This window comes from Streptomyces sp. NPDC057694, from assembly GCF_042799415.1.
In the GTDB taxonomy this organism is placed as follows: domain Bacteria; phylum Actinomycetota; class Actinomycetes; order Streptomycetales; family Streptomycetaceae; genus Streptomyces.
On sequence record NZ_JBHVIX010000032.1, the window covers coordinates 62,506 to 77,056 of the forward strand.

11 protein-coding genes are annotated in these 14,551 nt (G+C 71.1%); 9 read left to right on the forward strand and 2 right to left on the reverse strand.

The window, feature by feature from the left end; genetic code table 11:
* The first annotated feature begins 2,712 nt into the window (after positions 1-2,712).
* The 5 genes from ACFVDP_RS39555 (at position 2,713) to ACFVDP_RS39575 (ending at position 8,558) form a co-directional block, all read left to right on the forward strand.
* Entirely contained in the window at positions 2,713-3,696 is a 984-nt protein-coding gene (locus ACFVDP_RS39555; protein WP_383501197.1) for a bifunctional DNA primase/polymerase, read from the forward strand.
* The gene (locus ACFVDP_RS39560) at positions 3,693-5,228 is read left to right on the forward strand and encodes a phage/plasmid primase, P4 family (protein ID WP_383501200.1); all 1,536 of its coding nucleotides are present in this window, start codon (positions 3,693-3,695) and stop codon (positions 5,226-5,228) included. The genes ACFVDP_RS39555 and ACFVDP_RS39560 overlap by 4 nt, the downstream gene beginning before the upstream one ends.
* On the forward strand, positions 5,225-5,626 hold the full coding sequence (locus ACFVDP_RS39565; RefSeq protein ID WP_383501203.1) for a DUF6009 family protein: 402 nt from the start codon (positions 5,225-5,227) through the stop codon (positions 5,624-5,626). Before ACFVDP_RS39560 ends, ACFVDP_RS39565 begins: the two co-directional genes overlap by 4 nt.
* A 227-nt stretch (positions 5,627-5,853) precedes the next feature.
* The gene (locus tag ACFVDP_RS39570) at positions 5,854-6,663 is read left to right on the forward strand and encodes a hypothetical protein (protein ID WP_383501206.1); all 810 of its coding nucleotides are present in this window, start codon (positions 5,854-5,856) and stop codon (positions 6,661-6,663) included.
* Complete coding sequence (locus ACFVDP_RS39575) at positions 6,660-8,558, forward strand: amino acid adenylation domain-containing protein (protein ID WP_383501209.1); 1,899 nt, start codon at positions 6,660-6,662, stop codon at positions 8,556-8,558. Before ACFVDP_RS39570 ends, ACFVDP_RS39575 begins: the two co-directional genes overlap by 4 nt.
* A gap of 56 nt (positions 8,559-8,614) precedes the next feature.
* Here the strand turns inward: ACFVDP_RS39575 and ACFVDP_RS39580 are convergent, their stop codons facing one another.
* Complete coding sequence (locus ACFVDP_RS39580) at positions 8,615-10,039, reverse strand: amidase (protein ID WP_383501211.1); 1,425 nt, start codon at positions 10,037-10,039, stop codon at positions 8,615-8,617.
* Positions 10,040-10,082: 43 nt separating this feature from the next.
* Between ACFVDP_RS39580 and ACFVDP_RS39585 the strand changes: the two genes are divergently transcribed.
* The 4 genes from ACFVDP_RS39585 (at position 10,083) to ACFVDP_RS39600 (ending at position 13,764) form a co-directional block, all read left to right on the forward strand.
* Complete coding sequence (locus ACFVDP_RS39585) at positions 10,083-10,271, forward strand: hypothetical protein (protein WP_383501214.1); 189 nt, start codon at positions 10,083-10,085, stop codon at positions 10,269-10,271.
* A 228-nt stretch (positions 10,272-10,499) separates the two neighbouring features.
* Positions 10,500-11,930, forward strand: a complete 1,431-nt coding sequence (locus ACFVDP_RS39590) for an NDP-hexose 2,3-dehydratase family protein (protein WP_383501232.1) — start codon at positions 10,500-10,502, stop codon at positions 11,928-11,930.
* Positions 11,900-12,988, forward strand: coding sequence for a Gfo/Idh/MocA family protein (locus ACFVDP_RS39595; RefSeq protein WP_383501217.1), 1,089 nt, complete (start codon positions 11,900-11,902; stop codon positions 12,986-12,988). The genes ACFVDP_RS39590 and ACFVDP_RS39595 overlap by 31 nt, the downstream gene beginning before the upstream one ends.
* A gap of 5 nt (positions 12,989-12,993) precedes the next feature.
* Positions 12,994-13,764 carry an NAD-dependent epimerase/dehydratase family protein gene (locus ACFVDP_RS39600; protein ID WP_383501220.1) on the forward strand — a complete coding sequence of 257 codons (771 nt, stop codon included), beginning with the start codon at positions 12,994-12,996 and terminating at the stop codon, positions 13,762-13,764.
* A gap of 20 nt (positions 13,765-13,784) precedes the next feature.
* On the opposite strand, the gene ACFVDP_RS39605 is transcribed toward ACFVDP_RS39600, so the two are convergent.
* The gene (locus ACFVDP_RS39605) at positions 13,785-14,534 is read right to left on the reverse strand and encodes a thioesterase II family protein (RefSeq protein ID WP_383501223.1); all 750 of its coding nucleotides are present in this window, start codon (positions 14,532-14,534) and stop codon (positions 13,785-13,787) included.
* Positions 14,535-14,551: the final 17 nt, after the last annotated feature.

The following is a 14,551-nucleotide window of genomic DNA, read 5'->3' on the forward strand; positions in this document are numbered from 1 at the left end:
CTCGTCAGAGGGGACTCACCAGGGCAGTGCCACCCCTGAACAGATCTGGCAGCCCTGCAACGGAAGCGAGGCCGGGTGACCGGGCAGGGGTCGACCCACCGCTCGGCTTGCATCCGGTGTGTTCGACTGCGGGTGTCTCTGCTCCTCCTGATCTCGGCAGGAGCCGACGGCACAGGGGGAGCAGCAGCTCCTTTCGCGACCCAACGATGTCGGCTGCCGGGAAGCGGCTCCCGTACGGGCGTGAGTGAGTGCGCGGAGCGGTATGCGGTGCCGCGGCGCCTCTGTTCTCGCCTTCAGTGAGTCCTGTCCACCCTTTCTGCCACGCGACCCCGCACAGAATCCGCGTCTTTGCGCAGGCAAGCAGGTGCTTGTGCTCGATGCTGCCGAACACTCCGTCAGTATCCGAGTCAGGGGAGTGGCAAGCGGTCGGGAGCGCCTCACTGCCGTGCTGACCGTGAGGCAGTGCCCGGGCGTTCGGCCTCCGGGTCCGGCTCGACACAGCACCCTTTCAGTCCTCGTCAGCTCCCGGCCGGTCGTCACTCTCATTCACCTCCCATCAGCTCTCCTCCCGGGATCCCTGACCGGACAACACCTTGCTGGACGGGATCGATGGAACAGAGAAGTGCATGTATCCGTGCTGCTGCCCTGTCACTTCAGCAGCACGGTGACGCCCTCACGTCACACCGAGATTCCTGCCTTCGGCCATGAGCCCGGCATCCGGCCCGCAGCATCAGCCGCACCGAAAGGGCGCGCGGTAGAGGACCTCACTCGACTCAGGGCAATCCTTCAGAGCGCGAGGGACGCCGGCCGGGTCTCTGCTTGTTCCGCTGCCCGGGGTGGTTCAGGCTCCGCACGGAACACGGCCCGACAGCTCGGCCCGCTCCACGTCGTCACGGCGGGCACAGCTCTCCTGGCTTCTGTGCTCCCGACGACCACTGCGCGGCGCGGCTCTTTCGGAACGGGCGCTGACAGTTGCTTCTCGGCCCGGTCCGTCCGAGGCACAACAGCCGAGCTCCTGACGGCCCAGCAGTCCGCAAGTCCGCCGGCGGTGCGTCTGCTGAGGCAGCAGGTCTCTCGCCCGGAAGGGGAGTTCCTTGCCGGGCAATCAGTTTCCGGACCTGCCGCAGGTAGGTGCGCTGGCCGGCGCCCGCCGGGGCACGCCTCGACGCCGGCACGGCACGGTGGGTGCCGCACTCCGGCAGCGCACCAGGAAAGTCCGACCTGGCCTTGCCTGGTCGGTTCCGGCCTGCTCCTGCTCCTCCCGCCGTGACAGCCAGCAAGGGCGCGGCGGGAGGAGCAGGGAGAGCTCCGCAAGGGCTGTACGGTCCGGGCTGCCGAAGCGGCCGCAGCGGTCCGGCGATGCCGCTCGTCGGGACAGGTCCTAAGGGAAGTGGGGGAGAACCGCCGGAACCGCTCATCCCGCCGTTCTCGACCCCAGCTCTCAGAGCCTCTGAGAGAACTTATTGAGCGTTGAACTATCTGACGGGGGGGCGGGCAGGGAGGGAGACTCCTCAAGGCTCGCCATAAAAGCGCTGAAGGATCGCAGGAGGTCCGCTGGGAATGGTCCTGATCTCCGGTGGGGGAGTGGACCTCCACTCTCTTCGGTGTCCGTCCGGCGGTTCTCGCTCAGCCTGTCGGGGCGGGGTGGTCCGGTACCAAGGCGGGAGAGACCCTCAGTACGGCCCCACTGCCCGCCCGGGTCGTCGCCGACCTCACCCGACCCCCTGCCAGGCTCAGGCCCGCACAGGCCCACTGAGCGCTTGAGACCCACCGCAAAGGTGCTACCGAACAGATGCCACCGACACAGCCAGCTCGGGCGCGGGGGAGTGTGGTGCGGTTGAGGGGCCGGCGCGGCTCGACTGCGGGCGCCGGACCCCGCGCCCCCGACAGCGACTGAAGCGACTCACTCACCGAACCTGAAGAGCAGGCCCGGATCCGCGCGGCACGGGGAGCGACTGTAGAAGAGCGACCCTGGCTCCTCGGGTAGCTGGCTTGGGTCGCTGCGAAAAGACCAGGTCACAGACCTACGGACCCCAGGACAGCGACTGAAGCGACCGAACATCGCTATATATGAGCTAGTTAGTGTGTGTGCGTGTGCGTTATATATAGAAGCCTTCAGTCGCTTCAGTCGCTGTTGGGTTTGGGATTACCCCTCTGAGCTGCGAGAACGTGATGAGACCAGGGAGCAGCTACTGAAGCCGGTCAGTCGCTGCGCAAAGCCCGCCAGTAGCTGCGCCCACTGGCCGGAGCCCACACCCCCGCCGCCTCCCAGGCAAATATCCCCAGAAACGCACCTTTTGTTCGGGAGACGGGGTCCAGTCGCTTGAGTCGCTGTCAACAGCGACTCAAGCGACTGTCGCGGCAAGCTGTGCCAATGTTCGCCTCCCCTTCCGTGCGGGAGCACCACATAGAGGCAGTTGGGTCGCTAGAGTCGCTGGAGCTGACCGGTTCCGTACTCCCCACCCCGTCGAGGTTCCGGGACCCGACGAACCGACACGGCAGCGGACGCGCTGCGCAGCACCCTCCCCCGCCCCAGCAGGCTCGTTAGCTAGTCTGTGTTCGTCGTTGAGTCGCTTCGGTCGCTGATAGGGGAACAGGATGCCTTCTGAGCTGCGGTTTCCACGCAGCGACTCAGGGCAGTCCGCGGGGGATCGTTCAGTCGCTGCGTCGTCGTTGGCCAGCGCACAGTGGTGTGCCCGCCGCGGCTGGCCCGTGCTCCCGCTCTCTCCCGGCCGCAAGACCCCGGTCGGCAACTGCGCCGACTGCCGTACGAGTTCCCACGCCCCGGCGCAGTGCCCGTGTCTGCCCGCCGGTCGCTGGTGCCACGGTTTCCACGCGGCGACGCTGGACCAGGACCGCATCCGGCAGTGGTGGCGAGAGCGACCGCAGTTCGGCATCGGCGTTGCCTGCGGTGCGGCCGGGCTCATCGTCATCGACATCGATGCCCATGTGACCGAGCCCCCGGCCCGGGACCGCATCCTGCCCGGGATTCCCATCGGCGAGCAGGTCGATCTCACCGGCCTGACCAACGGATTCCACACGCTCGGCGTCCTGGCCGCGCTGCGGGGCAGGACCAGCCCGGACCAGGACACCGAAACGCTGCGGGTGCGCACGCCATCGGGCGGCATGCATGTCTGGTACCGCTCCGACCGCAGCTGGCAGTCCTCCGTCGGCTCCAGCCCCGCCCGGGCCCTCGCCTGGCAGGTCGACATCCGTGCCCACGGCAGCTACATCGTCGCCCCCGGCACGCACGTACGGAACGGCCCCTACACGCCGATCGGCGCCACCAGAGAACCCGCCCCGCTCCCGGCCTGGCTGGCCCACGAGTTGGAGCGCACCGGCCACCTGCCCGCCCACATCCCCGCGCCCAGGCTCGTCCCGCCCCGCGCCCGGCAAGCCGTTGCCGCCGCCGGCAGTGGCGACAGCGACCTGCTGACAGCGATTCTCGCCCCCGTGCACGAATGCGGCCGGGTCGCCGAAGGCGCCGGCTTCTCCTACCTCCTCAACCGCGCGGCCTACACTCTGGGCGGACTCGTCGCCGCAGGCCGTCTTGCCCGGCAAGAAGCCGACTCCTTCCTGCGAGACACCGCCCTCCAGGCCCGCCCAGGACAGGAACGACGCATCGACACCATCATCCGCAGCGGACTCGCAGCAGGTATCAAGCGTCCCCTCCACGACAGCGGGAGGCAGCCGTGACAGCCCCCAGATCCGACGCTCTTTTCGAGTTCAACCCCCAGGCGGTCGCCGCCCAGATCCGCGCCCAGGGCAACACCGCTGTCCCCGCGCCCACTCGGTCCGACAGCCACGACAGCCACGACGGGCTCGACGGCGCGGCGACCCCCGACGGACTGCTGCCCGACACCCTCTCGGACCGTGGCAACGCCAAGCTGTTCGTGCGGCTCTACGCCAACGACTACCGGCACGTTCCCGGCATCGGCTGGTACCGGTGGGACACCACCCGCTGGCAGATCGACGAGGACGACAGCGTCCAATGGGCAGCGGGCGACCTCGCCGAGGCCATCGCCGCTCACGACCCGCGCGGCCTGTTCACCACCACCGCCCTGGTCACCCACCGCCGGCGCGCCCTGTCGACCACCGGTATAAACGCCATGCTCAGCCAGGCCAAATCAGCCCCCGGCATGGTCCTCAACGCGGCCCGCCTGGACGCCGACCCCTACGCGCTGTGCACGCCCACCGGAATCGTCGACCTGCGCACCGGCCTGAGCAAAATCCCCGACCCCAACAAGGACTTCCACTCCCGGTCCACGTCCGTCGCCCCGCAGGCCCAGCCCACCCCCCGCTGGGAGCGATTCCTGACCGACACCTTCGGCAGCGAGGCCGAAGGGCGGGAGATGATCGACTATCTGCAGATCCTGCTCGGCTACTCCGTCACCGGCGACGTCGGCGGTCAGATCCTGCCGTTCCTCTTCGGCTCGGGAAAGAACGGCAAGTCCGTCCTCCTCGACGTCCTCATGAAGCTCCTGGGCGACTACGCGGACGCGGCCCCGCCCGGATTCCTCATGGCCCGCCCCTACGAAGGCCACCCCACCGACCTCGCCGAACTCCACGGCCGCCGCGTCATCGTCTGCTCCGAGGTCAAGCCCGGCGACAAGTTCGACGAGGCCCGCGTCAAGCTCCTCACAGGCGGCGACCGGATCAAGGCCCGCCGGATGCGCCAGGACTTCTTCAGCTTCGAGCCCACCCACAAACTGTGGCTGCTCGGCAACCACCGCCCCGAAGTGGGCACCGGGGGCTTCGCCTTCTGGCGGCGCATGCGCCTGATCCCCTTCGAGCGAGTGGTCTCCGACGACCGCAAGATCGACAACCTGGCCGACATCCTTGTCACCGAAGAAGGCCCCGGCATCCTCGGCTGGCTCATCGACGGAGCCCGCCGCTACCTCGCCGGCGACCGGGACCTCACCGGCCCCGAACGCGTCCGCATCGCCACCAGCGCCTACGCGGAGACCGAGGACCACACCGGCCGCTTCTACGACGAAACCTGCGCACTCGCACCCGAACTAAGAGCCGAACAGACATCCCTCTACAGCGCCTACAAGACCTGGTGCCACAATGAAGGAGCACCGGTCATGTCCTCACGGGCGTTCGCCGCACGCACCCGCGAACTCGTCGGCCTCGCCTCTCCCAAGGAGATGATCCTGTCGAACCAGCGTAAGCACTACCCCGGTATCGGACTGCTCACCGACGAGGAAAGGGACGCCCCCGCATGAGCTCCCTGATCACTGAGGACGAGATCAGCCACGAGACCGAACTGGTCTGGCTCGAGGACATCGACCAACTCGACTACGTCCGCCAGAGCCTCGACCGCCTGCCCACGCGGAAGGCAAAACCCGCCTACCACCGCGACGGCCGCATGGTCGGCTACGCCGTCCTCAGCGGCACGGCCAAAGCATCCCGCGCGTCCGGCACTTTCCGACGTCGAGTCTTCTGGCTGCTCCCGCACGACCGCGACAGCCAGCCCACCGGCCTCTACGCCACCGGCGCTCCCGCCGAAGGCGTCGACCCTCGCACCCTCACCCCGCGGGTCAAGGGCTACAAGACCGAACGTTCCGAAGGCGGCCCGCCCTCCTCGGCCATGGAAGAACTCGGGATAACCCTCCCTCTCTAGCGGCTGCCCGCAAGAGCCGTACGACCGCGACCGCCGGGACACTCTGTGTCCCGGCGGTCGTTTCGGTGTGGCACTCAGCAGCGACGGCCTACGGCCGATGCGCACGACGGGCGACCGCAGGGGCGACTAGGGGGCCAACTGGGGTGTGTCTGCGCGGGCGGCACGCCTAGGGTCTGCGTTCGAACGCTGTGGACAGGGCAGCGGCTCTTGGGGGAGGCAGGCACATCATGAGCGGGAACGGACCCTGGGCAGTGCGATCCGGAGGGAAGACGGACGGCATCGTTCTCGCCGTCGACTTTCCCGGTACGGGACGCAGAGAAGCCGGCTTCACGGATCTCGCCGAGCGGCTCGACAGCCCGTACGCCCTCTGGGAAACGCTGCCCCCGCCGCTGGCCTCCGGCACCACGCTCACCGGCGCCGAGTGGATCGACCGCTGGATGGCCGGGGTCGAGGCGAGCGGCCGTCCTGTGCGCGCCGTGATGGGATTCTGCGCCGCCAGCCCCTACGCGGCCGTCCTGGCACACCGCATCGGGGCGACGCAGGGCGAGACGCCGGACACGATCTTCTTCGACCCGGACATTCCGCAGGAGTTCTTCCTCTACTGGCAGTACCAGCAGATCATGGAGCGTTTCCTCCCGGAGCTGACCGCTGAGGAGACCGCCGCGGCGCGGCAGCGCGGCGAGCAGGCGCGCGAGCAGGCCGACGATCTCACCGGTCTGGGCACGCGGCTGAGCGGTCTGTTCCGCGAGTACGGCGAACCCGCCTGCCGCCGCGCCGGTCTCGACGACGAGCGCACGGCGGAGTTCCTCGGCGGATTCACCACGTACGTGTCCTTCGTGTGCGGCTCCAGCCAGATCTCGGCGCAGGAGCCCGAGGCACTGGTCGCGACCTGGTCCACCGCGATCGCCGTGACCTCCGCCGGCAGCGGCGAGGCGGGCCGACTGGTCGCCAAGGAGATCCCCTTCCCCGATGTCGCGCACGTCGACCTGCTGGCGACCGACGAGGTGGCCGCCGCCGTCTCCGCCCTCCTGCGGTGACCACCGTCTCCGGCCGCGAGGACGACACCATGGCAAGCGCGGACGCCCGCCCGGCCGCCGGCCCCGGTCCAGGGGAGCACGCGCTGACCGGGCCCGCGCGGCCCGTCCCCGGCACGCTGCTGCCCGACCTGCTCCATCTCGCGGCCATGACGCGAGCCGACGCCACGGCCCTGGTCGCGCCGGACATGACGTACACCTACGGCGAACTGCACGCGCGCGTGCAGCGGCTGGCCCGCAGACTGCTCGCGGAAGGCGTGGGCTCCGGGGACCTGATCGCCGTACTGCTGCCGCGCACCGCCGACTCCGTCGTCGCACTGCTCGCCGTCCTCACCGCCGGCGCCACCTACGTGCCCGTGGACAGCGGCTACCCGGAGAGGCGCATCACCGGCATGCTCGCCGACGCGCGCCCCCGCCTGCTGATCAGCACCCGCGACCTTGCCGCGCGGCTCGCGCCGGACGCGTCCGCGCTGTACCTGGACGACCCGGGCAGCGCCGCGGCGACGGACACCCTGTCGCCCGCCCCCGTCCGGGATGCCGAGCGCACCCGGCCGCTGACGCCGCACGACGCCGCGTACGTGCTGTTCACCTCGGGCTCGACCGGCCGTCCCAAGGGCGTCGTGGTCGAGCACCGCTCCCTGATGAACCTGATCGCCTCGCACCGCGAGCTGTTCTTCGGACGCGCGACCCGGCACCTCGGGCGGGAACGGCTGCGCGTCGCGCACACCGCCGCGCAGTCGTTCGACGCGGCCTGGGACCCGGTGCTGTGGCTGTTCGAGGGACACGAACTCCACCTCGTCGACGACGACGTCCGCCGGGACCCGGCCCTGCTGGTCCGGCACATCACCGAACAGCGCCTCGACGTCGTGGAGACCACCCCCACCTTCGCCGAACAGCTCGACCGCAGCGGCCTGTTCGACACCGGCCGCGCGCACCGTCTCGGGGTGCTCGCGCTCGGCGGCGAGGCCATCGGACCCGCGCAGTGGGACCGGCTGCGCGCTCTGCCGCACCTGCTCGCGCTCAATCTGTACGGGCCCAGCGAGTGCACCGTCGACGCGTTCGTCGCCGCCCTCGCGGACCATCCTTCGCCGACGATCGGCCGACGCCCCGTCCTCAACACCCGCGCCTACGTTCTCGACGAGCGGGGCCGGCCGTGCGCACCCGGCCGGACCGGTGAACTGCACCTGGCGGGAGCAGGAGTCGCCCGCGGCTATCTCGGCCGGCCCGGCCTCACCGCGGAACGCTTCGTCGCGGACCCCTGGATGCCGGAGGGCGGCCGCATGTACCGCACCGGCGACCTCGTACGGCTGTCTCCCGACGGCACTCTCGTCTTCGCGGGCCGCACCGACGACCAGGTCAAACTGCGCGGTCAGCGACTGGAGTTGGGTGAGATCGAGCAGGTGCTGCTGGAACACGCCCGTGTCGCGCACTGTGCGGTGCTGCTCCGTACGGACACTCCGGGCGCCCAGCACCTCGTCGCCTACGTGGTCGGCGAGGGCTGCGTCCCGGAGGAACTGCGGGCGTACGCCGCCGAATCGCTGGCCGCCTACATGGTGCCGTCGGCGGTGGTCGTCCTCGACTCCCTGCCTCTTTCCCCCAATGGCAAGCTCGATCGGTCCGCCCTGCCGGCCCCCGATTTCGGGGTTCCGGCGGGCGGGCGGCGCGAGCCGGGGACTCCGGGCGAGAAACTGCTGTGCCGGCTCTTCGCGGACATCCTCGGTGTCGGGGACGCCGACATCGGGCCCGAGGACGACCTCTTCGTTCGCGGGGCGGACAGCATGGGCGCCATCCGCCTCGTCGCCGCGGCCCGCGCGGAGGGCGTGGTCCTGCGCCTCCAGGACGTCTTCGAGCACCGTACGGCGCAGGCCCTGGCCGCGTTCGTGGCCGACCAGCTCTGAGAGCCGGGTGGCCGGGGCCCGCGTCTCCCGCGATCCCCGTCCACCCGGCGGTCCGGTCAGACCACGGCCGGCACCTCGGCCACCGGCCAGGGACCGCCCGTCAGGGACTCGTAGAGGCGGCCGAGGCGCAGGAGCGTCTGTTCGCCGTGGGGGCGGCCCATGAACTGCAGGCCGACCGGGAGCCCGTCCTCGGGGGAGCCGCAGGGCACGGAGAGGGCGGGCAGGCCCGTGAGGCTCGCTGGGTGGGCGAAGCGGGTGCTGGCGACGGGGACGACGTCCATGCCGCCGTCGGGCTGCGGCAGGAAGAACTCGCCGTGCGCCACCGGTGTGATGGCGACCGTGGGCAGGACGAACGCGTCGACGCCCTCGAACGCCTCCTGCCACCTGGCGTGCAGGAGCTGCCGGGTGCGCAGCGCGTCGATGTAGTCGCGGGCGGGAACCAGCGCGCCCTCCTCCAGCCGGTCGAGGGTGGTCGGGTGCAGCTCGGCGCCGTCCCGCAGGGCACGGCGGTGGTGGGCGCTCGCTTCCGCGGCCATGATCAGGGTGACGGCGGGCGACACCAGGTCGGCCATCGGAAGGCTCACCCGCACGATGCGGGCGCCCTGTGCGGCGAGTAGCTCCACCGCGGCGGCGACGCGCCGCGCCACGTCCGGGGCGCAGCGCGTGAACAGCTCGTCGTCCGGGACGGCGAGCGTCAGATCCGCCGCCGAGTCTGCAAGCGGATCCGGCCCCCGGTCCGAGGGCGCGGCGGTGTCCGTCCCGGTCAGCGCCGCGAACGCCAGTGCCGCGTCGGCCACGCTCCGGGACAGTACGCCCGGTGTGTCCAGTGACCAGGACAGCGGAGCAACGCCCTCACCCGGCAGCACCCCGTACGTCGGCTTCAGCCCGACCACCCCGCACATGGCGGCCGGGATGCGCACCGAGCCGCCGGTGTCGGTGCCGAGGGCGAGGGGACCCATGCCGGCCGCGACAGCCGCGGCCGCGCCACCGCTGGAGCCGCCGGCGGAACGTTCGGGGCAGCGCGGGTTGCGCGTCCCCGGGGTGACGGTGCCGAACGCGAACTCGTCCATCTGCGTCTTGCCCAGCACGAGGGCCCCCGCCGACCGCAGCCGCGCGACCACGGCGGCATCGGCGGCCGCCGGGCTGCCCCCGGCCCGGCGCAGCGCGGCGGAACCGGCCCACGTGGGCGTGCCCGCCACGTCGAACAGGTCCTTGACCGAGACGGGCACTCCGTCCAGCGGGCCACGCGGGCCCTCCTGGGCTATCCGCTTGGCGGCCCGCTCTGCCTCGTCGAGGACCGGCTCCTCCAGGACGACGGTGTACGCGCCCACCCCGGGGTCGGCCTCGCGGATGCGGGCGAGCACCTGCTGGACCAGGTCGACGGGGCTCAGGCTGCCGTCGGCGATGCGGGCCGCCGCCTCCACCGCGCCCAACTCGTGGCCGAAAGCGGTTGTTCCGGTGACGGTCCCGGTCTCTGACATCGCATTCACGTCCCTGTCACTTCCATTCGAGACGGAACGCGGGGTGCAGCCGCTGCCCGTCCAGGTCGAGGGCCTCCAGAGCCCGGCCGGCGCCAAGGAGCCGGCCGCGCCGCGCCCCGAGATCCGCCCGCCGTTCCTCGGCCACCGTGAGCCCGGCCGCCTCGGCGAGTACACCGACGGCGAAGGCGGCGTCGTCCGCCTGCCCGCCGGACGTAGGCTGCGCACTCTGTGATTCGTTCGACAATTCGTTTTCCTGCCGTCATGGCCGGACGTGGCCGAGCCGATGTGATTCCGTCCGGCAAACTAGCAAGTCCGCGGCCGTCACAGAAGATTGCCGAACGCCGATTCCGGGCAACTCCCGCACAATTTCAGTCCGTTGTTTTCTGTCAGGGGATATTAGGGGGTCAATAGGGGGCCCGCCTTCCGTACGCTGTCGGAAGTGACGACACGTGCAGCGACGATGGACTCCACCGTGCGGAACCGGGCGCCGGGACCCACGGACCCCCCGCAGACCGTCGCGCGGACCGGTCCGCGCTGGGACCGGCGGGCGACGGAACTCCTCGCCCGGTCCGTGCAGGTGACCGACCGGGGGGCCCAGCTGGCCACCGCGGAGTTCGCCGACTGGCTGGCCGAACGCCGACGTGAACACGACTTCGGGGTGCGGCGCATCGATTTCGCCGACCTGAAGGGCTGGAATTTCCTTCGGCCCACCGGGAATCTGACACACCAGTCCGGCAGATTCTTCACGGTGGAAGGGCTGCGGGTCCGGACCTCGGCCGGATTCTTCCCCGAATGGCGCCAGCCGATCATCCGGCAGCCCGAGGTCGGAATTCTCGGGATTCTGGTCAAGGAAATCGACGGTGTTCTTCATTTTCTGATGCAGGCAAAGATGGAACCCGGGAATCCGAACCTGTTGCAGCTGTCGCCCACCGTGCAGGCGACCCGCAGCAATTACACGGGCGTGCACCGCGGCGCACCCGTCCGGTACGTGGAGTACTTCGCCGGGTCACGCCGGGGCCGGGTCCTGGCGGACGTGCTCCAGTCCGAGCACGGCTCGTGGTTCTACCGCAAGCACAACCGCAACATGATCGTCGAAACCAGCGACGACGTGCCCCCGCACCCCGACTTCTGCTGGCTCACCCTCGGCCAGCTCCACGAACTGCTCAGCCGGGACAACACCGTCAACATGGACTCGCGCACCGTGCTGTCCTGCCTGCCCTCGCTCATGGAGCAGCCGGACAGCCGGCTGGCGCTCACCCCGGACGCGGAAGTCCTCAGCTGGCTCACCGAGCACCGTTCCACCCACGACTGGACGATCGAGACGGTCCCACTGGCCGGATTGCCCGGCTGGCACCGCACCGAGCGCGAGATCACCCGCGAGGACGGGCGCTTCTTCGACGTCGTCGCGGTCGCTGTGGAGGCCGGCAGCCGCGAGGTGCCGAGCTGGACGCAGCCGCTGATCGAACCGCACGGTGAGGGCGTCACCGCGTTCCTGGTCCACGAGTTCGACGGTGTGCCGCACGTCCTGGTGCACGCCCGCATGGAGGGCGGCCTGCCCCTGGTGGTCGAGATGGCACCCACCGTCCAGTGCGTCCCCGCCAACTACTCCGAGGACAAGCGCCCCCGCTACATGGACGAGGTGCTGGCCGCGCCACCCGCCCGGGTCCGCTACAGCGCCGTGCACGCCGAGGAGGGCGGCCGGTTCCGCAACGCCGTCAGCCGCTACCTCCTCGTCGAGGCTGACGACACCCTCGCCGCCGAGCCCCCGCCGCCCGAGTACGCCTGGCTGAGCGTGCGCCAGCTGGAACGGCTCACCAGCGCCGGGCTCAGTGTCAATGTCCAGGCGCGGACCCTGCTCGCGTGCCTGCGTTCCGTGGCGCGGCCCGTATGACGGGCAGCACGGAGCGGATCGCGGCCCCGCTGCGGATCGGGGTGCTGGGCGCGGCGGCCATCGCCCGGCGCCGGATGCTGCCCGCGTTCGCCGCCGTGCCGCAGACCCGGGTCACCGCCGTCGCCGGCCGCGTTCCGGGCCGCGCCGACGCCCTCGCCGCCCAGTACGACTGCGCCGCCGTCACCTCGTACGACGCGCTGCTCGACCGGACCGACGTCGACGCCGTGTACATCCCGACACCGTTCTCCCTGCACGCCCACTGGACCCGCCGGGCCCTGCTCACCGGCAAGCACGTGCTGGTGGAGAAGCCGCTGACCGCCGACCCCGGGGAGGCGGCGGAGCTGACCGAACTGGCCGCGGCCCGCTCGCTGGTGCTGATGGAGAACGTCATGTTCGTCCAGCACGGCGCCCACACCCGCATCAGCGCGCTCCTCGGCGAGGGCGCGATCGGCGAACTCCGGCACGTGAACGCCACGTTCACCATCCCGGAGCTGCCTGCCGACGACATCCGGCACCGTGCCGATCTGGGCGGCGGCGCCCTCGCGGACGTCGGTGTCTACCCGCTGAGCCTTGCCGCCCACGTCCTCGGTGAGGGCCTGCGCGTCGTCGGCGCCACCCTCGTCGACGACCCCCGCCACGGCGTCGACACCGCCGGCGCCGTCCTGTTGCGTACCCCGCCGTCCGAGCCCCGCCCGGTCACCGTGCAACTGACGTTCGGCATGCGCCACGTGTACGAGTCGTCGTACGAACTGTGGGGCAGCCACGGCCGGATCCGCCTGGACCGGGCCTTCACCCCGCCCGCCGACCACGAACCCGTCGTCGTGCTGAGCACCGGTGGGCGCGAACGGACCCTGCGGCTCCCGGCCGAGGACCAGGCCACGGCGACCGTACGGGCTTTCGCGGCCGCCGCGTGCGGTCCGGCGGGCGGCACGGACACGGCCCGGCGGGCCGCATCGGCCGCTGTGGAGCGGGCCCGGCTCCTCGCCGCTGTACGCAACACCGCCTCGGCCCCGGCGGCACCACCGGTCGCCCCGCTCGCACACGGAACAGGGGGCTGAGCGCCGTGGAGATCATCGGACGCGGGTTTCTCGCCCGCCATCTGTCCGCCCTCACCGGGGCGCACGAGGCCGTGACCGTGCTGGCCGCCGGGGTGTCGAGCACAGCGGTCGCCTCGCCGGAGTCCTTCGCCCGGGAGGCCGCCCTGGTGCGGGACACCGCCGGGCGTTGCCGGGCCGAGGGCCGCACGCTGGTGTTCTTCTCCACGGCGTCCCAGGCCCTCTACGGCAGTTGCGACACCCCCGCCGGAGAGGAAGCGGCGGCACCCGTCAACCCCTACGGGCGCCACAAGCTGGATCTCGAACGGCGGCTGGAGGAGGAACTGACCGACTCGGACGCCTCCTGGCTGGTGCTGCGGCTCAGCCATGTCGTGGGCAGCCACCAGCGCCCACACCAGTTGCTTCCGGCGCTGGTCGCGCAGATCGCCTCCGGTGACGTCCGCGTCTTCGCGGGCGCCCACCGCGATCTGATCGACGTCGCCGATGTCGTCGCCTGCCTGGACGCGCTGCTCGTCGCCGGCACACACCGCCAAGTGCTGAACGTGGCCGCGGGGACGCCGTACGCCGTCGAGGACATCGTGCGCGGTGTGGAGCGGCAGCTGGGCCGCACGGCACGCTGGGACGTGGTGGACGCCGGTGACCGGGGCGGGTGCACCACGGTCCGCGTCGACCGGCTGCGCCGTCAGGCCGGAGACCGCGCCCCGGCCGGCGGGCCCGAATACCTCGAACGGCTCCTGGCCCGGTACACGGCGGCGTACCGTCCGGCCTCCCTCACCTGACGCACCGTCCTCCTCGGAGGTCACGGCCTCAAACGGGCCTGGACGACGGCGAGGACGTCCGCCGCACGGTCGTTGAGATAGAAGTGCCCGCCGGGGAAGACATGGAGGTCGGTGGGGCCCTCGGAGTGGGCGGACCAGGCGTGGGCCTCCTCCACCGTCGTCATGGCATCGTCGTCGCCCGTCAGCACGGTCACCGGGCAGCGCACCCGGTCACCGGGGCGCGGTTCGTACGTCTCCACCGCGCGGTAGTCGGCGCGGATCGCGGGCAGCACCATGCGCACCAGTTCCTCGTCCTCGAAAACCTGCGCGTCGGTGCCGCTGAGCCGGCGCACCCCGTCCAGCAGGGCGCTGTCGGTGCGCTTGTGCATGTCCTCGCTGGGCCGGACCGCGCTCGGGGCACGCCGCCCCGACACGAACAGCCGCACCGGGGCACGTCCGGCCGCTTGCAGCCTGAGTGTCACCTCGTAGCCGAGGAGCGCGCCCATGCTGTGCCCGAACACCGCGAGGGGCCGCTCGTCGCCGTCGCCGACCGCGTCGACGACCCGGTCGGCCAGCTCTCGCAGATCCTCGACGGGTTCCTCGGAGCGGCGGTCCTGGCGCCCGGGATACTGCACGGCGAGTACGTCGACGCCGGGGGCGAGCGCGGCCGCCACGGGCACGTAGTAGCTGGCCGCACCGCCGGCGTGCGGCAGGCACAGCAGCCGCACGCCCGCGTCGGGGGCGGGCCGGTAGCGGCGGATCCAGACGCCGGTGTCCACTGCGGAGGTCATCAGGTACTGCTTTCTGT